We start from the raw sequence: 21,010 nt of genomic DNA on the forward strand, positions 1-21,010 counted from the left end.
ACCATGCAACCCCAGCAGCGACTTTCACTGAGATCGATTGGCAGACGTTTGACTGCAACCTTCTGGCTACCCTTAGCGGTAGGAATGTTGCTCACTATCGGGTTAGGGTATCTTCCGCTTGATGCTCAAACTACTGGAATCCCAGAAACCGTCAGTCGTTGTATTCCCCAACAAACTCGACAGCCCATTGTGCGGAGCGAATTGATCGGCTCTAGTCGATTACAGGGCAAGGACTATTACCTGCTGGCAACTTACACCGAAAACAGCCAAGCACCAACGAATCTGATCATCGCGGTTACGAATGGACGCTGCGAGGAAGTGTTCTTCAACCCGATGGGCGATCGCGTTCCCTTTGCTAGTGTTGTGCCCCAGTCCGTTGCTCAACAATTGACGTTGGCACGATTCCAGCGAGAAATTCAGCGCATTGGCAAAGATCGCTTTCAGCAACAAGTCAGCGAGGGGGCCGCCTCCACTCAAAATCCTACCTGGTTTGCTGAGGAAGTCTGGGCACTCCGGCAGTTAGGTATTACCGTTCCCGCTAATGTTCAGGTTCAACAGTGAATGCAAGTTGAGAAGGAAACTCGCTATGACAGGCTCGGCTTCCAACCTGGCTCCAGTTCAGCAAGAACTGAGCACACCCACCATCCCTGCACCACCTCACTGGTTATGGCAGGTAGGATACTGGTTTCGCATCGGTTTTAGCCTTTTTCTGCTGTTATCGGTACTTATTGGCATGGCAGGTTGTAGTTCCAGTGCAGCAATGGTTCCCTGGCAAAAAGCGACAGCAGTAGTCCCTGAGCCTGTTTTAGAACAGGTGATTCAAGCAAACACGGATCTAAATATGACACAAGCCAAAGAAAACCTGCTTGCCTGGACTGTAGACGGAAAAGCAGGCAAACTGACGCTGTTTAATTTCAATACTCCTAATCTATGTGGAGCCTTGGGTTGTCTTTATGCTGGCTACTGGTTAAGAGAGAATCAATCCGCAGTAGAGGTGTTCCAAAACTATCTCAACCCTAACCTTCCAGCCAACAAACCGCTATTTCAAGTCGGAGAAAACCGGGGTCAGGCTCTGCCCTGCTTGAAGGTGTTACAGATGGAGGGCGATTCTCTCCGAGGCGGCAAAGCCGAACGCTTACGTCAATTGAATTATTGTTTTAATGGCGATCGTTACCAGCTTGCCGATAGTCAACTCTTCACGTCCTGAATGACTTTCAACATTAGTCCTTTAGCAGCAAGCAAAAAAGCTGCTGTAGCCAATTCAGCTCCAGCAGGGGTTAATCCAGAACAATTAATAGAGATAAATTAGACTACTCCTCGTCATCATCCAAGTCATCATCTTCAAAATCAAAGTCCTCATCATCTAACTCTGCATCTGAGTTCTCCAGATCATCCAGGAAATCTTCATCCTCTTCGATCTGCTTGATTTTTCTTGGAAGTTTTGTAGAAGGTTTAGCATTTGAGGCTTTGTTAGCCGTACCATTCTTGTGAGGCGGCAATACTTCTACTTCAACCGCTTCTACCTCACCTGGCAAGGCAGGCAGAGATTGAGGCTCCGTGAATCCTGCGATCGCATCATGCTGCTGCCAGATCAACGCCTTTGCCGTAGGAGTACCCAAATAGAGGAGAGACAACGTTTCGATCGTCGGTTTGGTATATGCCACCGTCTTGCAGCAGTCATGCTTGTTCTTACCCTCGCCTTCTTTAACGGCTTTGAACTCCACCTCCAACACTCCCAGACTCCGCCATCGATCGTTCTTGCCGCTAAAAGGCACATTGAAGTAGTCCGCAAACGTTTTTTCCAGGGCACGGTAGAACTCCTCGCGGGCTGATTTAAAGCTCCAAAGCGCAACGTTTTTGAACCGCACCACGATCGGCATTGTATGCAGCGGTTGGTTATCTTTATCTAGAAACAGCAGCGCATGTTCTGAACAAACATCCATAGATTTCTTGTCAAGGCTGTTGCGGTACTCGTCATAGAGTCCAACCACAGTGCCGCCCAAGTCTTCCACATCCGACTTGTAACGGATGTATTCCAGCACAAATGCCAGCACGAGCAACCGGGCTTCTGTAATCAAAAGACCCGTGACATCTTCAGTGAAGGTAACGGTCGTGAGATCATCTTCATCGGGCATCGCAATCCAGCCCGCCTTTTCCAACTGATCGATCGGAATCAGAATGCCAGCGGGCTTATCATTAACGACAATGCCATAGGGCAACTGCGGTCGGCGCACCTGATTGTAGGCATCGCTGAGTAGATCTGGATCAACTTCAAACTCGTCTGGTTCCGTCCTTTCAGTTCGAGTTGCGCGAGAGCCAGTCGCCGCAGTTGATTTTGGTGGTTTGGGAGTCGCCACTTTAGCACCCGTTCTGGTAGTGCTGGTAGAGCTATTTCTGGAGTTCGTTGATTTAACCATTTCAGTGCAGTCAAATGAATTATCCCCACTCCGAGGCGTTAGCCTGAGAAGTTGCCTGAGACAGAAACAATACGATTTGGCGATTGAGCCACTGAATATCACTACTCCATTCCCTACCTCCTAAAAAATGTCCAGATGGTTGAGCCATTACCTGACTTGCAATCGTTAGAATTCCTGCCAGATTTTAGTCATTCGCGATGCCTCTCCCCTTGCCGACATACTTAAATCATCTCTCCGGCAGCAAAAGCCCTAAATCCACTGCCCTAATCCAGGTGCCATCCCATTCCCAACCACTGGCAGCGATCGACTTTGGCAAAATGCTTCAGCAATACAACAATCCTCAAGGTTGGATGATGCTGGGTGGATTACTGGTTGTATTGTTGCTGCTCCGCATCAGTGGATCGGGTAAGGGCAAGATTACGACAGGCAAGCTATGCGGCACTGCGGAGAAACTATCTGCAACCAGCCTGTCACTCAAACAGATTCGGGAACGTAAACACAACAAAGTAACGCTCTGGTCTGGCACACCTCGTTATTGGGCAAAAGGATCATGGCGCGGGGTGATAACAACAATACAAACAACATTGGGAGCCTCCCCAACAGTTTGGTTTCCCAGTTCTGAGCGAGGTACGTTGGTCATCGGTGCTCCTGGCTCTGGAAAAACTTACTCCACAATCGATCGAATGTTGGAAAGTACTATGCAGCAAGGCTTTCCCATTCTGCTCTACGACAAAAAGGGTGATCAGATGCGCCTCCATGCACCCCTGGCAGCGCGATATGGGTATCAGGTCAGAGTCTTTGCACCAGGAGAAGCCTTTAGTGGCGTGATTAACCCGTTGGATTACATGCGGGATGCACGCGATGGAGTGATGGCAGGGGAGATCGGTAAAGTCATCAATCGCAACGCCAGAGAGGGGGACGGCGGGCGGAGCGACGAGTTCTTCACCAAGGCAGGAGACTTGCTGGCAAAGGCATTGCTGCAACTGGTCAAGGGTTCCCATTATCCCGATATGGCAATGCTCTACGCCGTGTTGCGCCTGCCTAACTTGGTGCATCGAATCGATTATGCGGTGCAATCCAAACAGTTAGATGAATGGGTCGCTACCTCTTTTGTGCAGTTCCTCAGTGCGAAGGACGCTGAAAAAACAATCTCTGGTATCCTAACAACCGCCGCAGGCACCTTCTCATCGTTCATTCAGGCAGACTTGCTACGAGCCTTTATTGGCAAATCAACGATTCCAACTCGTTTGGAAGGACGAGAAATCGTAGTATTTAAACTAGATGATGAACGTCGCAGTGTGGTAGGTCCGCTGCTAGCTGCTGCAATTCATCTGACGATTGTAGGAAATCTCAGCACACCTCGCAAAGATCCGCTAATTATTTCTCTAGACGAGCTGCCCTCGATCAAACTCGATCGCCTACCTCAGTGGATTAACGAATACCGTTCCAACGGCGCTTGTTTTATCCTGGGCATCCAAAGTTTGGATCAACTCTATGATATTTACGGAGATAAGATGGGTGCGGCGATCGCCTCTGCCTGTAGCACCCACGTCCTGTTTAATCCCGGTAATCATAAAACGGCTGAAGATTATTCAAAACGGTACGGCGAAAAAGAAGTGCTGATCAAAAATCGAACGACGGGGCGATCGCTCGGTGGACAAATGAGCCGTTCGATTAGCTGGAGTGAGAATCTGCAAAAAATGCCGGTGATCAGCGCCGATGAAATTCTCAAATTTCCTCAAGGCAAATGCGTGATCACCAGTCCTGGATACAGTTCAGGCGGACAGGCATCGATTCCTTATCCGTTGATTATTCCTGTCTCTAAAGCAGATGAGAAACGTGCAAAGGAGAGTGAGGCATTATGGGAAGTGCAAGTGCGAGCAGGCTTGGAGAGTCAAGTGATTCTGCCAAATGTAGATGCATTAACGCAAGCTTTGTATGATCGGATTGAAGAAGCAGAACGAATGTTACCACTTCCTGATGAAGGAGAAACACCAGCTTCGCCATCAAAAAGTGGTGTTGAAACTGATGCACTCGATCATTTCCCTAAACGAACTTTTACAACACCAGGATTACAGTAATAGCTCTGTTATCAACACGAACATATCAACGATTTTGTCTACGATCCAAACTACGAATCTGCAACTCTTGCCACCAAGTTGTACTCCGCTCTGTCAATCCTTCTAATCGATAAAGCCATTGATAAGACTGCCCTTCCGTTTGGACACACCACATTCCAACAACTGTTCCAACTTCCTTGGTTGTCCTAACTTTAACGATTTGGAAGAATGAGAATTCTGGCATTGGCACAGTTGGATGCAAGACTGGAATTGCACGCGTAGGATCATTTGATTGAGGCGATCGCGTTGTCATGAGTAAACACCTCGCATTATCTTAAATGCAGAAATGGATGTGAAATAGCGCTGATTCATTGCTACAGAGGCACTTCTGGAATCGCATCTAAGTTCAACAGCAACGAATAATCAGTGTTCGTATGGATTTCAGGCATTGGAAGCTTGGTAGGCTGCGTCAGAAGCTGCATTAACCACTGTTGCGTCTGATCCTGTTGCGTTTGATCCCACTGCAATCGGAGTTTTTGAGCTGGCAGAGATGGATGCAGTGCTAAACCAACCAGAGATAATTTCTCTGGAGGAATGGTGTAATGCACAGACATCACCCAAAGCTTTACAGCATCTTGCCAGGTTGGTTTTGCAGAGCAAATCGCCCATTCATAAAGTCTGGGCATCCCTCGTCGAAGACCGTAGTTAACCTGAACTTGAATGAAAATTGGAGTGTCCCCAGTCGTCAGAGGAGCAATCATTGGCGCATCAATCCAGAGTTTCTTCCTACCCTGGAAAAGCTCTGGAACCAGTTCTTGGGCTTCAGTGACCCATCGAGCCATCAATGGGTGAGTATCCAAAAGAGGTTGTACTGGCAGTCCCAGAAATAGCTGTTTCATCAACAACTGGAAATTAGCTGGATCTGCTCGATCAAGTGCAAATTCTGATTCATGAGTGCGTAATCCCAAAAGAGGCTGTTGACGTTGATGAACCTGATGCAGATCAGCCAGAGTAAAAAGTGCCATAGGTAAGAAGGGATAACTATCCTACCTATGCGGCGTTTGTCGCCGCTACAGTCTCTATCTAGGCAGTAGCGGCTCGGTGTGTTGGGCAGCCAGACTGGCTTCTAACAGCGTTTCCCAGGTGCGATCGTCCAGTTGTCCCATCGCTTGAACACAAGTTGAAAATTGCTGCCACTTCTCTTGAGCATGTTGAAACTGTGGATCAAATCCAGTTACATAGCAGAAAGTTTCAAATCCGTTGTCCCAGTAGAAGGTGCCAAGTGCTTTTCTGAGTTGATGAAATTGAGCAGGTTCCATAAGTATTGCTGAAAGGGATATCAAAACTGCCCATTTACCCCGCTAGGGGAGAAAAAAGTACTGTCTGAATTCAGACAGCATTAACTGGCTCCAAATTTGAACCACAACGTTGTGGTTCGAGAAGCTGTCGTTTTTGTGGGAGATCGTGGTAGTCCAGTTTCGGGTTGCGGCTGGTTTTGGTTGAAATCATTAGCGACACAGCAGCAAATCGCTATCTACTTGCCCGTTGGTTGCAGCAAGCTTATTGAGAGCATTGACATTGAAGATGCCTTTGCCAAAGATCATGTCAACTTCTGCCGCTCGAAAGGGTGGGGCAATCTTGTTCTTTGCCACCTTAACTTTGACTCGAATGCCGTATTCCTCACTCCCTCGCTTCAATGTCTGAATCCGGCGAGTATCCAACCGCATTGAAGCGTAGTATTTGAGTGCATTTCCACCTGTGGTTGTTTCAGGATTACCGTAAACTACACCAATCTTGAAACGCAGTTGATTCAGAAAAATCACGGTGCATTGACTATGCAGGCAATTCATTAACCGCCGGAGGGCTTTGCTCATCAACCAGGCAATGGAAGTCGTCGGAAAATCACCCATATCTGCTTGGAGTTCCGCCTCTGTCACCAATGCAGCTACAGAATCCACCACAATCAGATCAACACTCTTGGAACGCACCAGTTGTTCAACCAGTTCCATTGCCATCTCACCGCTATGGGGTTGACTGACCAGCATTTGATCGATATCGACTCCGATCGCAGTTGCATAAAGTGGATCGAGGGCGTGTTCCATATCGACAAAAGCAGCAATACCTCCAAGCTTTTGCATCTCGGCGATCGCCTGTAATGCCAGCGTGGTCTTACCGCTACTTTCTGGTCCATAGATCTCAATGATGCGTCCTCTAGGGTATCCTCCTCCTAATGCCAAATCTAGTTCAGTTGAGCCACTAGAGAAAGTTTCCACCTTCATGTGACTGGCATCTCCCAGCCGCACGATAGAACCATCTCCCAATTCCCGATTAATCGCTGCCAGTGTTCGTTCGAGGTTTGATTGCTTAGCTGCTAATTTGTTAGCCATCGCTTTTGAAAAATGAACAACCGATCTCCATTGCTGAAGATCGGTGAATGTGCAGCGATAGCTGAGCGTTATTCAGGAGTTATTTCTACTTCGGTTTGTACGCCAGGTGAAGTAATGGCATCCAACAAGACTAATCCCATTTGTTTCAATAAAGCGGTATTGCCATCAGGACAGCCATGTTGAATCAAACATTTAGCACAACCCACATCACAGTCACAACTACGAGCAATCGCAGCCGCCACACTCCCAAGTTCAGCCATATGTTTGAACACAGCTTCAGAAGCCCCATTTCCGCCGTCACTGGTGTCGTAGAAATAGCCTGCATAGTGGTTGCGATCGCCAGCTTCCTTAACTACCGAAAAGTTCACTTCTCTAGGGTCAACCCTGGCAAACAGTTGCAGCGATCGCAGAATTTGATGCCCAAAGCTGTGGATGGCGATCAGGCTACTGGGATGCTCCCATAATTGCTGATAGCCGGGTGGAATTGGCTGCCCACTGCGACTCAAGCTAGTTCTTGCTTCTCTGGCAAAGGTTTGAAGATAGTCTTGGGCAGTGGAGTCGATCGCCACTTTGACAATAGGGGCTGAAAACTGAGTCCGATAAGGCTGCTCAAAACTTTCCTCAGATAAGGTTTTGATAATCAGTGCCTTGCGAGTCAGCTTGCTGCAAAGCGGACAGCGACGGTCGCTTGGTAACGGCTCTTTGTAGTTCAAGCAGCGCCGGTTCAGACAGGTCTGTTCATAGATCTGTGTCATCAAACTGTACCCGCTGGTGACATGGCTGATTTGCCCATAGCTGAGTTCAAGCGTTAGAACGGCAGGTAAATCAGCAACCCCTTCCGCATGGGGAAATTCTAAAGGCAATGCGACCGGATTGGTTAAAGCCTTCAGGCTGCTGGTTTCCGATTGAGTGAAGGCAACCGTGAATAGGGGGCTATCCGGCACTTGTTTCAGAATTGCCTGCTTACTGGTTAAGTCGAGCGAGATGCATTGATAGGTCAACATTTGCCCATCGCCATCTTGTCGTTTGTAAATGGCATGAGGATGCACTTCCCGATAGGCAATGTCCTCTGACACTTCTTCCAGTGCTTCGCCCGACTCAGCATCCATCAGTTTGACGGTCGTTTGAGACACACCTCCCCGAAAGTTGACATCTTTATGCGGGTAGCCCCGCGCCCACAGCCCATTACGCCCTTTATTGAGATGTCCTTGAGCCATTAAAAGTTTTGCAACCGCAATCGCAGCACTCCCAAAGTAATGCTTGATTTTGCTGGTGGGAATGCCCGTTTCTGCTGCGGCACAGAGAAGATGTTTAGCCGCAAAGATGGGATATTCATCATTGAAGAAAACGTCCTCCGCTTCGCCAGAGATCAACAGTTCTGGATGCTCTGTGATGTAGCGATCGATTGGATTAAGAGCATTGGGAATCAGCACTGTCATTCCCGGTTTGACACGTCCGGCTCGACCGCTGCGCTGCTGATATGCCATCTTGGAGCCGGGCCAGCCCCTTAGAACACAGCACTCCAGCTCAGGTAGGTCAATGCCAGCTTCTAAGGCTTCCGTCGCAATAATCCATTGAATGATACCGGACTGGAGTTGTTGAACCACCTCAGCCCGACGCTCTGGATTGATACCGCCATAGAAAGCAGCCACCTGGTTTGACTTCAGCAATCCTGTTAGATCCCTGACACTCCGGCGCGAGTTGCAAAAGACAATCCCGGACTTTCCCTGAACTAACAAGAACTGAATAATACGGGCTGTATCCGCAGTCAGGTTGTAGCTGGGTTGAGTCAGAACTACCTGACGATGGGGTGCCGCAGCTCCGCTCCTATGAATCCAAATGAGAGGCTTTGGAACACGTTTAGTTGGTTTCAGTCCGGACAGCTTCTGGGCAAGCTGTTTCGGGTTGCCACAGGTTGCACTCAGAAAGATGAATTGCAGCTCTCTGGAGCGACCGCCATAGTGATCCACTGCTAACCGAATGCGACGGATCAACCAAGCCATGTTGGCTCCATAGCTACCTGAAAGGGTATGTGCCTCATCGATCAACACATAGCGCAAATGTTGGTAGAAGGTTGCCCAGCGCTCTGACTTCCAGGTTTGCTTGAGTTGAAAATGAATCAGTTCTGGCGTGACTCCCAGAATGTGAGGATCGGATGCGAGAATTTGCTCCCGTTCTTCGGTCTTCACATCTCCTGTCATCATTGCCAATACAGGACGGGAGACAACAGGCATCGCTGAGAGCAACTCCGAGATTTTGTGAAACTGATCCAGCGCTAGTGCGCGGAGTCCGTAAAATGCCAATGCCCGGTGTCCTGCATTTATGCAACCTTCCAGAATGCCGGGGTAGGTGCTGAGTGTTTTGCCGCTGGCAGTGGGAGAGGTGAGAATTAGACTCTTGCCTGCACGAATGGCTTGCAAAGCCTTGAGTTGATGAGAGTAGAACTGGTGAATCCCCTGAGCATGAAGAGCCTCAACCAATTCAGGTGGCAAATCAGCAGGAATCTCTTTCAAATCTGGCTCTTGTGCAGAAATGGTTTGCTGCCAGAGTAAGTCTTCTCCCAAGAATTCAATGATATCGGTTGGTTCAGAAGGACGACCGCTCGTTGAATCAGGGTTTTCTGTAATAGAAGTTGTCGGTGGTGTCCAGAAACTCTGGAGCAGAGCACCATAGTTCGGTGTAGTTGTCATGATCGTTGGCTTCGCTCACTGCCCCAAAACATCCCCCATAGGGGAAGGCAGATGCCTGCACAGTTACAGGCATTCGATCGCCTCAAACCGCTGCCCCCAAAAGTCACTTGGAATAAATAGTCTGAAACAACCGCGCGATCGCCAGCAGAGAGGGCAGGATGGCGTTTGCCAGGACAGCACCCTGCTTAATCGACATCTCCAACTCCACTAATTTGGTTACTGCCTGAATCAATGTTCTGAGGGGCATGGTTGCGACCTCTTGCCGTAAATAGTAAAGCCGATTAGGATTCCCCACGTTACACAGTTGAGCAATTTCAGTGTTGTTCTGGATACCACTCGCAAGCGCACTTTTAACCCATAGCCAGGTTCTAAACTGGGTCAGTAGAGTCGCAACCATCACCAGCATTGGCTCAGAGCGAGCCAGCAATTCGTCGATCAGACGCACCACTGCTTCACTTTCCCCGTTGCGAACCGCCTCCGCCAGTTGCAGATTGCTCTGAGTCTGGCAAGGAATCAGGCTTTGTACTTCAGCAAGACCGACAGGCTGACCATTTGTATAGATTGCTAGCTTGCGGAGTTCTGAAGCAACACGGGTCATGTCATTGCCGATCGCCTCTGCCAGATATTCAATGACATCTTTAGGCAGTCGGAGTTTCATCTGCTTTGCTTGAGTGGCGATTGCCTTTGCGATCAAATCTGTACGCCAAGACGGAATTAATGACAGCTCGAAACACTGACCGTGCTTGATCAAATGCTTGTAGATTTTCAGGCGCTTGTCCACATTTGTTGCCATGAATACAAGCGTTGTAGAATCTGGCACCTGAGCAAGTTGCTGCAAACTTTCTAACTGGGCATCACCCCACTGCTTAAGATTGCAATCCTCTACGACAACAAGCCGTTTACCACCACTCAACGAAGGGGTTCGTGCCGCACTAATTGCTTGTTCCAAAGCACTGGCGGGAAAGCGGTGATAGCAAAACTCTAGCCATTGTGGATCAAGTTCTGCTTTGTATTGCTCTAGTTTTTGTCGAATGGCAAACTGATCATCTCCAGTTAACAGAACAATCATCCCGACCTCCCATTTCTGCTAGCTGCGAGCGTTCTGATCAATACGGTCATTGGTTTTTGGCTCTGGATAACTCGCTGAAGCATTCGGGCGATCGCCTGTTGATTCGTCTCAAACTTTGCCAAAGAAGCAGGCGCGACTTCCAAAATTGCCTTATTTCCTTGCAACTTGATCAATCGCCCCTGGCTCAGCAATTTTTGAGTTCCTGGCTTTGCAGAAACGATGACTCTTTGCCAGACGGCTGACAAATCAGAGGAATCTTCTGTAGCTGCTGAAGATGGCTCTATGGCTGCTTTACGGTGGTGTCCGTTTTTGCCTGCTGGCTGCTTCCCGTTTGGCTGGTTGGGAGAACCTGATCGGAGCAGTGGCATCAAGTTCAGTAGACACGTTTCCAGCCAAACAGCGGCATTGGTAGTGTTGCGAAGATAGCCTTCTGCCTTCTGCAATTGCATCAAGGATTGATTGAGCACATCAAAATCCCAGTGAGAGGCAATTACCTTTAATTGGTTGTAGTTGGCAGGACTGGTGAGCAAGTCTGATGCTTTAGGAGCTGATTTGAGAATGAGGAGATCTCGGTAGGTCTGGAGTAAGCTGCTGAGAATCAATTTGGGAGTTTTACCAGAATCCACCAGGGTTCGCGCTAATTTAAGGAGTTGAAAGATATCGTTGGTAGCGATCGCATCAAGTATTGCCAACAGGTCTGTTTCTGTCACTCCCCCAGTTATTTCGATTACATGGTTTGCGGTCACTTTTTCACCCAGCAAACTGACCTGACCCAACAGCTGAAGCGCATCTCGCAAGCCTCCCTCTGCAAACCGGGCGATCGCCATTAAAGCATCATCACTGACAGCGATCGCTTCTGCTTCCGCAACGTCCTGAAGGTGCTGTGAGATCGTGTGGAGCGACAGCGCCCGAAAATGAAACACCTGACAGCGGCTCACAATCGTCGGCAAGACCTTATGCACTTCCGTTGTGCAAAGGATGAAGACCACATGAGGTGGTGGCTCCTCAATGCACTTCAGGAGAGCGTTTTGCGACTGGGTAGTTAATTGATGTGCTTCGTCAAGAATAAAAATTCGGGAGCGCCCCTGCACTGGTGCAAGGCTGCTGCGTTCAATCAAAGCACGGGCATCATCCACCCCATTGTTAGAAGCTGCATCAATCTCACTTACATCCAGGCTATTGCTGGTTTCAATTGATCGGCAGGATTGGCAAGTGCCGCAAGGTTCATCGGTAGGTCCGTCAAAGCTTAGACAATTGAGAGACTTGGCAAAGATACGCGCAGTAGAGGTTTTGCCAGTTCCTCTAGAACCTGTGAAGAGATACGCCGGGGCTATGTGCATCCGGTTGATGGCATTGGTCAAAGCGGTTTGGACGTAGGGTTGTCCAACCAGTTCTGCCAGGATTTTAGGGCGATATTTTTGATGTAAGGCGGTGGTCGGCATGGTGATATCGGTTTAATCATCATGACGATCGCCCCTAGTCAGGGGCAGCTTGCTTTAGTGGAGGTAACTTAAAGATCACTCCACTCTCGCAAAACCCACAACAAGACACCTTGCACCTCTACTCGGCATTCTTCTGCATCAACCGTAATGGGAGGGTAGTTAGAATTAGATGCAATCAGCGAAATGTGCTTGCCTTCACGATAAAAGTGCTTCAATGTCGTACCCCTACCTTCTACCCACGCTGCCACAATCTCTCCATCCTTTAATGCAGCAAGGTCAGAGACAGGACGCATAATCACAAATGAGCCATCCGGAATGTGATCGCCAATCATACTGTCTCCAGCCACTTGGAGTGCAAAATCCCCAGATTTTAGTTTCGGGCTGGAAATTGGTAGCACATCCTGACTATCGGTGAATACCTCGCTAAGATAGCCTGCGGCGATCGTTCCCCAAATCGGAATGCCACCTCGGTTTGATTTAAGGATTCGGATAGCACGGGCTTTTCCATATCGCCGTTCAATGTAGCCCTCTCGTTCCAAATATCTGAGACTGTTTTGGATGGCACCGCGCGGCTTCTCCATTGCTTCCATCATTTCATCAATGACAGGAGAATAACCGTGAAGCTGAATATAAGCTTCCAAGTATTCAAGGAGCCTTAGGTGGGGAGATGGGCGTTGCATTTGATAGAAGTAGCTAAGTTGGTTTAATAGTACAATTGTTCTTAATTTTAGGCAAGCTAGTAAAAAATTAGGCGTTTGGATTTTTGATGAGCAAATCCCCAGCTCCAAAGCCTTATAATGAGAGCCGTTGTTGAATCTTCTTATTCCGTTGGACTGCATCATTCAGCTACTGCAAGTTCACGATCAACAGATCGTCGATGCTATTCTGACGGAGGTGACTGATAAGCACCTTGAGGATGCCAAGACACTTTGGGAGCCGATCTTGGCAGGAAGCGGTCAAGACGATGAGTATTGGAACTGGGTCGGCAAGAGCCGTCGATCGAAGTTGCTCCCAGGCGATGAGCTGTACGCGATCGAGTGCGAGGGTGTCACTCAGGGGCTGATGATGCTCGATGTCTTGAAGAAACGCTGTCAGATTGAATCTCAGTTGCGACGACGGTTGGTGTACATTAGTGCTTTAGCAACCGCTCCTTGGAATCGACCTCTCATGACGAACCCTCCAACTTACAAAGGCGTTGGGGGCAATCTAGTAGATTTTGCGATCGCCCGCAGCCACGAACTGGGTTATCAAGGCAGAATCGGGTTACATGCTCTCCCAGGTGCGCTAGGATTCTATAGAAAGCTGAGAATTGGGCTGCTCAATTGCGGTCCTGATCCTGAAGAACCCGATAACCTCGTTTACTTCGAGACTTTGAGGATAGACGACCCATGACACAATCGATTCCTGCCCAGCCAAAAGCTACATCTGACGAAGCAGCTCGTCATCAGCGCCTGATGGAATTGGTTGAAGCAGAGGACGCTGCCAATGGTGAAGTGGGTTGCGGACGGGATTTGGGAAAGGGGCTTTCAGGGTATCTCAGTACTCGCAGGATTGCTCTTGACGATGAGCAATTGAAGACCCTGTTGCGAGAGCACTTAGGGCACATTCTGATGGAACCAGACTTTGATTCCATTGCAACCCAGATTCAACGTCGGCTTGAATCTTTGATTGTGCAAACCCTAGATAGTTCTTCGAGTTCTACATCGTTGTTAGATTCAACAAATGTCACAGAACATATTCCAACAGAAGAACTCAGAGAATTATTTCAATCACAGATTGCTGATCTTTGCTCTGAAGATACCTTAGAACAACTGATTCAGTTGAGCCATCAGATTATTCATAAAGCAGTACTTCAACCTCGACATACCTGGTCTAAGCCAATATGGGTACTGCGAGGTGAAACACAGATTTACATCGTTCAGGAAACTGGAATTGAAGAAGCGATCGCTAAAGTCAAGACTCAGCATCCTCAAGAAACAGGAGAATTGGAAGTCCTCACAGTCGGAGGCATTCTGGCACCTGATCAAGTGATTTCCTTAGATACCAACCTGTTGTGGAGGTTTCATCCTGAGAGAAACCTCAGTGCCCAGGGCGTATCTATCCCCTAGGCGACCTTATCCACCACAGCAGTCTTCATGGGACCTCGCCGATTACGCAGACGACCGGAGGCTTGAGTGCAAGCGTGTCCGACCGGATGCGCGTGAAGCCTGCCTCTGTAAGACGTGCCGCAATCTCCCAGCCCGCAGCCACTGTTGTTTCCGCCGTGGCACCGGGGCATCGCGGCTGGGAGACAATAGCGATCTGTCCTCCAGGTCGCATCAGGCTATGGATCTCTTTCAGCCGCTCGTCCGGCTCGTGCCACATGCCCATGTTGTTCACGGCCAAGACCTTGTCAAACGGCTCCTCAAACGCCGGAAGGTGCTCGACTGAACTACAACGCAGATCCACGAGACCCGCATGTACGGCATCTATGTTGCGCTTGGTTGCCTGCTGAACCATGACTTTCGAGTGATCGATGCCACATACAAGTCCGTGCGTCGCCCGATGGCTCAGCTCCCAGATCGCGATTCCCGGTCCGAAGCCGATCTCAAGGACGCGATCGGTTGACTCCACCCCAAGCAGTCCGACTGCCCACACATTACGCTTGCGGTTCGACGATCGCAGTGCCATCTCCCACCCAGCGAGCCAGCCTGCAAACCCACGGGGTTGCATAAACTGTGACCGGATCGCCATGACCAATGTTTGCTTCATGTCCATCACCTCAGTCAACTCCCGTTTGAAAGCCTTTCGCCCTTGGAGCCTAGCGGCGTTTGCGGCCGATGCGCGGTGCATCAGGTAGAGTGCGATTGGAACGAGGGGGATTGGCAGGAAATAGCTGAGTGCGATCGCGATCGCGGGCTGTTCGCTCCATCCTGCACCGATCGCCGAAAAGACGAACGCGGTGGGCACGCTGCCCAGCATTAGAGCGGCAAAGACTTCACGGACGCGCATTCCTCCCAAGCCCGACACGAGAACGACGGCTTCTGGAATACTGTACGGCAGGCTGCGCGTGAGAACGATCGCCCACATTCCCCCGTGCTCGAAGAGGCTCTCTACCTGCTTGATGGAGCGATCGCCGACTAACCGCACCACTAGCCGACGACCATACCTGCGGGCTATGGCGTAACCGAGAAGTCCACCGCTGACCAGTCCGAAGCTACTGATTAGACCGCCGCCAATCACACCGTAGATGATGCCGAGTGCAGCGATTACTGCCGTCTGCGGAACCGGTAATGCCAGGTCAGCCCATAGAGCCGCAATGCCAGGTGCCCATGCCCACATACTGTACTGACGTAGATTCAGGACTATACCATTGACTTCCTCGACTGTCGGCATCCGCGCCGTGCATGAGACGAGGCACAGGGTGAGGAGTGTCCAGGGAACGAGGCACGGACATCTGGGATATCGAGATGAATCCATAAAGCTTCCCTAAATATAAGTCATTGCTTGCATAATATGAGTCATTACTCGTATCTAGCAACTCGCATTTGACGGAGGGATTTCGATGCCACGCAAACGCTCCATAATTCCCCGTAAACTCCCGCAGCAAGACCGCTCTCGGCTGACCGTTGAAGCGATTCTGGAGGCAACAACTCACATTTTGACGGAGGAAGGTTACGACAAAGCCAACACCAATCGAATTGCAGAACGAGCAGGAATTAGCATCGGCTCGTTATACCAGTACTTTCCAAACAAGGAATCGTTGATGGCTGCCTTGATGGATCAACATTCCAATGAAATCGCTGCATTAGTAGAAGCAAAATTGCAGAATTTATTCGATGTACCTCCAGAGGTTGCCATCCCTGAACTGATCAGAGCAGTCATTGCGGCTCACGCGATCGATCCGTGTCTCCATCAAGTGTTAAGTGAAGAGATCCCAAGATCGGAACGCCCACAACAGATGCAGACAGCGGATGAACGCATTGCAGAATTGCTACAGGCATACCTGACACGGTGGCGCGATCGGATTTCCCCTCAAAATCTTGACATGACCGTCTTCATCTTGAGTCGCACAGTTGAATCGTTATGTCATTCAGCCGTAATTGAACATCCAAGTTTTGTGAGTAACAGTCAGTTTGAACAAGAGGTTTCTAATCTTCTCCTACTCTACTTAACAGGTGCTTGATACAATCTTAGGTTCTGATTCCTATCCAGAGTTTTCAAAGGCGTATTTTCAGATTCCCAAGCGAATTCACCGCTATATCCTATTTCACAACAAGCGGCATCCCCAGAGGATAAGCAAAACTGAATTAAAGCGTTTCTCACGCATCCCGCTGTGCAAGGATTGTAGCTTCAATGAAAAATCAAGCCCCCAGACCCTGCTATCCCTCTACCGTGAAGGGATCAATGTGAACGTGACGGGCATTGATGTGGTTCACGCTAAAAGACCCCAGTATATGCCAACTGTGTTGTCTAAGCAGGAAGCGATTACCCCGGAGGGAGCACTGCTTCGCATCGCAGTGATTCAATAGTGTAATGGCATTCATCAACTGGTCATGAAGTTGCTCTACGGTTAGAGTTTTCATCTGATCGAACGGCTGCACTTGCAAATCAAGGCTGTTTAGCTTTGAAGGCAAAGACAGCAAGAGCTGTGTGACGATGCTGCCTTTGCATATTATTAAGTGTCAAGCACATATTCGTATCGCGACAGTGACCAGGACGAGTAGACGACGCATTAAAAGCATCCTTGTGGCTGGTGAGAACGTGAGTGATTGAGTGCTAAGAAATAACACGAAAAAGTCGTGCTGAATGCTAAAGGCAATCGCACGACAACGAAGATCGAAACGACAATTAAGATCGAAACGACAGCTAAGATCGCTTGGGTTGAACGACCTTTTTATCGCTGACAATCGAGGTAGCGGAACGAGAGACCGCCGATTGTTTGCGATAACTCTGAGTTTCAATCTCAACAATCAAGGCATGATGCACCAAGCGGTCCACTGCGGCAACAGTCATCATCGAATCGGTGAAGATCGTATCCCACTGGCTGAAGGGTTGATTGGCAGTAATGAGCAAACTCTTGCGCTCATAGCGATGAGCAATTAACTCAAACAACACCGAAGTTTCGGCTTCAGACTTTTTGACATAGCCCAAATCATCGAGAACGAGCAGGTCAAAGCGGTCGAGCTTCTTGAGCATTGCTTGGAGTTGGAGTTGCAGTTTGGCTTGCTGTAAGAGTTGTACCAGTGCGAGTGCGGGATAGAATTTGACTCGCTTGCCAAACTCAATCATGCGCCGCGAGACAGCCGCCGCCAGATGAGACTTGCCAACACCCGAAGCACCAAAGAGCAAAAGGTTTTCGGCACGTTCGAGCCAGGCAGGATCATCAGCAAGTTGCATGAGTGGGGCAGCATTGAAGTTGGGGCAATGGGAAAAGTCAAAGTTGGAAACCGTTTTTCCGCTGGGCAGTTGGGCTTCGGTGAGGGCGCGTTGAATGCGGACGCTCCAACGCCGTTGTGCCTCCAATTCGCACAGAGCCAGCAAGAACTGAGCGTAAGACCAACCCTCCTGCATCGCTTGTTGTTCGAGGGCTTCCCAGTGGTTGAGCATGTGAGATAGGTGCAGTCGTTTGAGGTAGAGACTGAGGCTTTGATACGGACTGTTCGTGGGTGGTGCTGGGCAGGAGTTGGTCATAGTTCGATAGGGGATGTTGGGTGATAGTGAGAGTGGGTACCTTCAGCTCGCTCAATAATTGAAACTGCTGGCGTAGTCTGGCTAAGGTCAAGGTTTGAGCACTCAATTGAGCTTGGAGATAGGCTGCTACTGCTGTTTCTTTATCTTGAGTGGCAGCAATGTACAAAGCTTCCACGATTAGGACGGCAGCACTATCGAGTTCAAATTGCGCCTTCAACTGTTGCCAGATGTCACGCCAGGTCTGGTTGGGCAGTAGTTCCTGTTGCCAACTACAGTACAAAAAGGCTCTGGGCTTGCGACGCAGTCCTTCTGCCACATGACGATAATTGATGCTGCGGGTGCGGCGTTTGGTTTTGTCGGTGACTCGGATGCGTGGCAGTTCTACCACCAGTTGGCGATTGAGATAGCCCACAATCCGGTCATGATGTAAATGTAGTTCAAGCTGTCGTCCAATCAGCCGGGCTGGAACGGTATACAACACACAACGCACATCAATGGTGCTGCGACAACTGACGGTTGCATTCAGTACCTCATAATCAGGGGTTCGATAACTCGGTAGGGGTTGGAGATATTGTTTCTCTTGTGCAATCTTGTCTGTATGCAGGTCATTCAACTTAGTGGTTGCCTGATTGATTAACTCTTGATACTGAGCAATACTCTCAAAGTCATGGCTCCCTCGTAACAAGAGCGCTTGCTTGATGCGGTTCTTCAAATGTCCATGTGATGTCTCAATCGCTCCATTTTCATGAGCAATTCCAGTGTTATTGCGCGTTGGTTGCATGCGATAGTGATGGCATAAGTCATCATACAATCGAGTTAATGGCTTGTTTCGCACACCCCCCATGTTGCGATAGGCGGCACTTAAGCTATCGGTACGGTGTTGCTTGGGGACTCCTCCACAAGCAAACAGGGCATTCTGCAATCCTTCTGAGAGGGCAATGAAGCTTTCACCCCCCTGGATGATTTGGGCGTACTGCCAGCCACTGTACGCCAACCGGTAATGATACAGCAGATGCTCAAACGGCTTTCCAGCAATGGTAATCGCGATGCCTTTGAGTTCGGTGAAGTCCGATAACCCCATCATCCCTGGTTCATGGCGTAGCTCAAACATTACGGGCTTGGCTTGCCCATGCAATGCTTTCCAGGCGCGCACCCGTCGTTGTAATGTCCGAAGCACTTTCACATACTTGCCGGGGTATTGCGCCTGTAAGTACTCAAACAGGGTCGTTGGTTTGAGTTGCGGTTCTCGTTTGAGCATTGGCTCTAGCTCGCTTTCCCAAACCTCGGCTAATGGATCTGCCACACTGCGCCAATCCCGCAGGCGACCTCGATTCGGTTGATGTACGCCTGCATCAATGCGCTGTCCACTACGGGCTGAAAATCCAGCCAACTCCGAGGCTTCTACCTGGGTTAAGCCTTTCTCGCGTGCTGCCATATACACTTGTATTTGATATGTTTTGATTCTTCCAGACACTCTGTGAATCTCCATTGACCGATGGATCTTCCTCAGAGTGTCTTTTCTTCTCTGTCGTTTGACTCAACAACTCATGCAATGAATCGCGATCGTTCTTCTGCTCAAGTTGAGTAACTCGCCAATTGGCTGTCGCTCACTCGCCAGTTGTATTGTCACCTAATAGCATATGCAAACTTATTCCGGTTGCTTAAAAAGGGGAAAGAGAAAGTGGCACATTTCCATCTCTAATTCCGGATTATTAAAATCCCCAGCCGGAACCAGCATTGCCGGATAGTCCGGTTGCTTCAAATGCATCTTGATTCCAGAACTGGGAACCGCTTTAACCGCTTCTCCCAGGTATTTAAGATTGAATTGGATATCCAATGTCATATCTACAGGAATATGGGCACTGATTGTTTCATCGCCTCTGCCAAACTCTCGCTCGATCGAAAGGTGAATTTGTTGTGTCGTTCCATCAAATCGAAACTGAATCCCTCTCTCCTTTTTGTCAGTCAGCACTGACAACCGCTCCAACGCTTTGAGCAATCCTGATTTCTCCAGCACCACTTCCCGATCAAAGCTGTATCGTGACAACAACTGCTCACAGTCTGGATATTGTCCTTCAATACACTGGCAGCTCAAAATAATATCCTGCCATGCAAAACTTGCACGGGTTGCTTGAGCATCGTAAAGCAGTTGAATCGCGTCAACTGAATCAGCGAGATTACGAATCAGTTCCTTCAAAGCTTTACCAGGAATGGGAAATTGGGTAAGTTCATCAGTTCCCGATCGCTTGCGCCGCTTTCTGCCAATCCCCTCCGTTGACAATTCTGCGATCGCTACTCGATGTCCATCTGTTGCAATAAATTTCAGTGCATTTTGCCCAATCTGAATATAAACACCTGTCAAAATGCGCTTGGTTTCATCCGTGCTAATCGCGTACAGCACCCCTTTCAGTCCTTCTCTCAACACATTGGTTGGTAGGGAAACTGGAGCCGCTTTGAGTGTTGCAATGGGCGGGAATTCCTCAGCCGGAATCCCTCGAATCTCATACTTCCCATCGGCATCCGACAGCGTAATGGAGCAAGTCTTAGTCGGTTGCTCCTCTTCTGACATTGGTTTCGTAACCTGCGCCTGACTGTTGAGCGTAATGTTGCCTGTTGGAAACTGTTTGACCATTCCTGAAAGCATCTCAACAGGGACCGTAATCTCACTGCCCAAAAGCACCTGAGCTTCAAAGCTTGCCTGAATCGTCATCGCCAAATCAGTTACGGTCAGATGAACCTGTTGAGCGTTAGCATCTGCCACGACCAACACATTTGCCAGCACTGGATGGTTAGGTTTTGCCGGGGCAGCACAACTTGCGATCGCCAGCGCATCATGAAACTGACTCTGCGAACAAATCACCTGCATCCCCTTTTCGGTTGCAGGTGTGTCCTTTGGCTGAGATTTAGCTGCCCGTTTTCTCGATGACTTCCTGGGCACAGGCTCTGCCGATACTTCAGGCTCAGCAGAATTTTTAGGCTCATCGACTGTTGCTTCCGCTTCACTCGCCTCTGATGGGTCGGTAGGTTGCTCTAAAGAAGTGAGTTTCCCAGGAATACGCTGGGCGATCGCAGCTTCAGAAGTCAGTTGCTCAGTCTGCCTTTTTTGCTTTGCAGTCTTGCCCCTCGATCGTTGTAATGCTTGAGTCATGATCAGTGCCTCTGATTGAATGGTCGTCGAAGGATGCCTGCGTTAGCAGAGGAAAAATGCCAAAGGCTCTATGGCTCCAGCTTCTTGGCAGATTGACTAAATTGCTTAGGGTATAGTATGGAGC

The 21,010-nt window shown here is 49.2% G+C and carries 18 protein-coding genes and 1 pseudogene; 7 read left to right on the plus strand and 12 right to left on the minus strand.

Going from position 1 to position 21,010, the window contains the following annotated elements:
- Window positions 1-3: 3 nt before the first annotated feature.
- Both ACQ4M4_RS15180 and ACQ4M4_RS15185 read left to right on the plus strand, forming a co-directional pair.
- Window positions 4-561 carry a hypothetical protein gene (locus ACQ4M4_RS15180; protein WP_316437251.1) on the plus strand — a complete coding sequence of 186 codons (558 nt, stop codon included), beginning with the start codon at window positions 4-6 and terminating at the stop codon, window positions 559-561.
- A 25-nt stretch (window positions 562-586) separates the two neighbouring features.
- Entirely contained in the window at window positions 587-1,207 is a 621-nt protein-coding gene (locus tag ACQ4M4_RS15185) for a hypothetical protein (RefSeq protein ID WP_316437250.1), read from the plus strand.
- A 103-nt stretch (window positions 1,208-1,310) separates the two neighbouring features.
- On the opposite strand, the gene ACQ4M4_RS15190 is transcribed toward ACQ4M4_RS15185, so the two are convergent.
- Window positions 1,311-2,357, minus strand: a complete 1,047-nt coding sequence (locus ACQ4M4_RS15190) for a DUF5895 domain-containing protein (RefSeq protein ID WP_430685297.1) — start codon at window positions 2,355-2,357, stop codon at window positions 1,311-1,313.
- A gap of 413 nt (window positions 2,358-2,770) precedes the next feature.
- Here ACQ4M4_RS15190 and ACQ4M4_RS15195 point away from each other — a divergent pair, with 413 nt between their 5' ends.
- A complete protein-coding gene (locus ACQ4M4_RS15195; RefSeq protein ID WP_430685306.1) occupies window positions 2,771-4,498 on the plus strand; it encodes a type IV secretory system conjugative DNA transfer family protein in 1,728 nt (575 codons plus the stop codon).
- A 353-nt stretch (window positions 4,499-4,851) separates the two neighbouring features.
- Here ACQ4M4_RS15195 and ACQ4M4_RS15200 read toward each other — a convergent pair whose 3' ends face one another.
- The 7 genes from ACQ4M4_RS15200 to lexA form a co-directional block, all read right to left on the minus strand.
- Window positions 4,852-5,502, minus strand: coding sequence for a hypothetical protein (locus ACQ4M4_RS15200; RefSeq protein WP_316437247.1), 651 nt, complete (start codon window positions 5,500-5,502; stop codon window positions 4,852-4,854).
- 54 nt (window positions 5,503-5,556) lie between these two features.
- Window positions 5,557-5,796, minus strand: a complete 240-nt coding sequence (locus ACQ4M4_RS15205; protein WP_316437246.1) for a hypothetical protein — start codon at window positions 5,794-5,796, stop codon at window positions 5,557-5,559.
- Window positions 5,797-5,985: 189 nt separating this feature from the next.
- Window positions 5,986-6,864 (minus strand): recombinase RecA, encoded by an 879-nt coding sequence (recA, locus tag ACQ4M4_RS15210; protein WP_430685298.1) that lies wholly within the window; start codon window positions 6,862-6,864, stop codon window positions 5,986-5,988.
- Window positions 6,865-6,932: 68 nt separating this feature from the next.
- On the minus strand, window positions 6,933-9,554 hold the full coding sequence (locus ACQ4M4_RS15215; RefSeq protein WP_316437245.1) for a DEAD/DEAH box helicase: 2,622 nt from the start codon (window positions 9,552-9,554) through the stop codon (window positions 6,933-6,935).
- A 103-nt stretch (window positions 9,555-9,657) separates the two neighbouring features.
- Entirely contained in the window at window positions 9,658-10,623 is a 966-nt protein-coding gene (gene holA, locus ACQ4M4_RS15220; protein ID WP_316437244.1) for a DNA polymerase III subunit delta, read from the minus strand.
- Window positions 10,620-12,065 (minus strand): DNA polymerase III subunit gamma/tau, encoded by a 1,446-nt coding sequence (gene dnaX, locus ACQ4M4_RS15225; RefSeq protein ID WP_316437243.1) that lies wholly within the window; start codon window positions 12,063-12,065, stop codon window positions 10,620-10,622. The genes holA and dnaX overlap by 4 nt, the downstream gene beginning before the upstream one ends.
- Before the next feature lie 68 nt (window positions 12,066-12,133).
- Window positions 12,134-12,745: a LexA family protein gene (lexA, locus tag ACQ4M4_RS15230; protein WP_430685299.1), complete on the minus strand. Its 612-nt coding sequence runs from the start codon at window positions 12,743-12,745 to the stop codon at window positions 12,134-12,136.
- Between the two features lie 130 nt (window positions 12,746-12,875).
- On the opposite strand from lexA, the gene ACQ4M4_RS15235 reads away from it, so the two are divergent.
- Both ACQ4M4_RS15235 and ACQ4M4_RS15240 read left to right on the plus strand, forming a co-directional pair.
- Entirely contained in the window at window positions 12,876-13,457 is a 582-nt protein-coding gene (locus ACQ4M4_RS15235) for a GNAT family N-acetyltransferase (protein WP_316437240.1), read from the plus strand.
- A complete protein-coding gene (locus ACQ4M4_RS15240) occupies window positions 13,454-14,173 on the plus strand; it encodes a hypothetical protein (protein WP_316437238.1) in 720 nt (239 codons plus the stop codon). The genes ACQ4M4_RS15235 and ACQ4M4_RS15240 overlap by 4 nt, the downstream gene beginning before the upstream one ends.
- Window positions 14,174-14,198: 25 nt before the next feature.
- Here the strand turns inward: ACQ4M4_RS15240 and ACQ4M4_RS15245 are convergent, their stop codons facing one another.
- Window positions 14,199-15,440 carry a VTT domain-containing protein gene (locus tag ACQ4M4_RS15245; RefSeq protein ID WP_316437237.1) on the minus strand — a complete coding sequence of 414 codons (1,242 nt, stop codon included), beginning with the start codon at window positions 15,438-15,440 and terminating at the stop codon, window positions 14,199-14,201.
- Between the two features lie 169 nt (window positions 15,441-15,609).
- Here ACQ4M4_RS15245 and ACQ4M4_RS15250 point away from each other — a divergent pair, with 169 nt between their 5' ends.
- Together ACQ4M4_RS15250 and ACQ4M4_RS15255 are read left to right on the plus strand one after the other, a co-directional pair.
- The gene (locus tag ACQ4M4_RS15250) at window positions 15,610-16,230 is read left to right on the plus strand and encodes a TetR/AcrR family transcriptional regulator (protein ID WP_316437236.1); all 621 of its coding nucleotides are present in this window, start codon (window positions 15,610-15,612) and stop codon (window positions 16,228-16,230) included.
- A complete protein-coding gene (locus ACQ4M4_RS15255) occupies window positions 16,223-16,576 on the plus strand; it encodes a hypothetical protein (RefSeq protein WP_316437235.1) in 354 nt (117 codons plus the stop codon). The genes ACQ4M4_RS15250 and ACQ4M4_RS15255 overlap by 8 nt, the downstream gene beginning before the upstream one ends.
- 337 nt (window positions 16,577-16,913) lie before the next feature.
- Here the strand turns inward: ACQ4M4_RS15255 and istB are convergent, their stop codons facing one another.
- From istB to dnaN, 3 genes and pseudogenes are all read right to left on the minus strand, one after another.
- Window positions 16,914-17,738: an IS21-like element helper ATPase IstB gene (gene istB, locus ACQ4M4_RS15260; protein ID WP_316437234.1), complete on the minus strand. Its 825-nt coding sequence runs from the start codon at window positions 17,736-17,738 to the stop codon at window positions 16,914-16,916.
- Window positions 17,739-18,114: 376 nt separating this feature from the next.
- Window positions 18,115-19,227 (minus strand): annotated as a pseudogene (gene istA, locus ACQ4M4_RS15265) (IS21 family transposase); the annotation flags it as partial.
- 159 nt (window positions 19,228-19,386) lie between these two features.
- Window positions 19,387-20,886, minus strand: coding sequence for a DNA polymerase III subunit beta (gene dnaN, locus ACQ4M4_RS15270; protein WP_316437232.1), 1,500 nt, complete (start codon window positions 20,884-20,886; stop codon window positions 19,387-19,389).
- Window positions 20,887-21,010: the final 124 nt, after the last annotated feature.

This window comes from Leptolyngbya sp. AN02str (assembly GCF_050565595.1).
Lineage (GTDB): Bacteria > Cyanobacteriota > Cyanobacteriia > Elainellales > Elainellaceae > Kaiparowitsia.

Bases quoted from the DNA above. Each gene is read 5' to 3' on its own strand.
- ACQ4M4_RS15180 (WP_316437251.1), top strand. From the start codon at position 4: ATGCAACCCCAGCAGCGACTTTCACTGAGATCGATTGGCAGACGTTTG.
- ACQ4M4_RS15185 (WP_316437250.1), top strand. From the start codon at position 587: ATGACAGGCTCGGCTTCCAACCTGGCTCCAGTTCAGCAAGAACTGAGC.
- ACQ4M4_RS15195 (WP_430685306.1), top strand. From the start codon at position 2,771: ATGCTGGGTGGATTACTGGTTGTATTGTTGCTGCTCCGCATCAGTGGA.
- ACQ4M4_RS15200 (WP_316437247.1), bottom strand. From the start codon at position 5,502: ATGGCACTTTTTACTCTGGCTGATCTGCATCAGGTTCATCAACGTCAA.
- ACQ4M4_RS15205 (WP_316437246.1), bottom strand. From the start codon at position 5,796: ATGGAACCTGCTCAATTTCATCAACTCAGAAAAGCACTTGGCACCTTC.
- recA (WP_430685298.1), bottom strand. From the start codon at position 6,864: ATGGCTAACAAATTAGCAGCTAAGCAATCAAACCTCGAACGAACACTG.
- ACQ4M4_RS15215 (WP_316437245.1), bottom strand. From the start codon at position 9,554: ATGACAACTACACCGAACTATGGTGCTCTGCTCCAGAGTTTCTGGACA.
- holA (WP_316437244.1), bottom strand. From the start codon at position 10,623: ATGATTGTTCTGTTAACTGGAGATGATCAGTTTGCCATTCGACAAAAA.
- dnaX (WP_316437243.1), bottom strand. From the start codon at position 12,065: ATGCCGACCACCGCCTTACATCAAAAATATCGCCCTAAAATCCTGGCA.
- lexA (WP_430685299.1), bottom strand. From the start codon at position 12,745: ATGCAACGCCCATCTCCCCACCTAAGGCTCCTTGAATACTTGGAAGCT.
- ACQ4M4_RS15240 (WP_316437238.1), top strand. From the start codon at position 13,454: ATGACACAATCGATTCCTGCCCAGCCAAAAGCTACATCTGACGAAGCA.
- ACQ4M4_RS15245 (WP_316437237.1), bottom strand. From the start codon at position 15,440: ATGCCGACAGTCGAGGAAGTCAATGGTATAGTCCTGAATCTACGTCAG.
- ACQ4M4_RS15250 (WP_316437236.1), top strand. From the start codon at position 15,610: ATGCCACGCAAACGCTCCATAATTCCCCGTAAACTCCCGCAGCAAGAC.
- istB (WP_316437234.1), bottom strand. From the start codon at position 17,738: ATGACCAACTCCTGCCCAGCACCACCCACGAACAGTCCGTATCAAAGC.
- dnaN (WP_316437232.1), bottom strand. From the start codon at position 20,886: ATGACTCAAGCATTACAACGATCGAGGGGCAAGACTGCAAAGCAAAAA.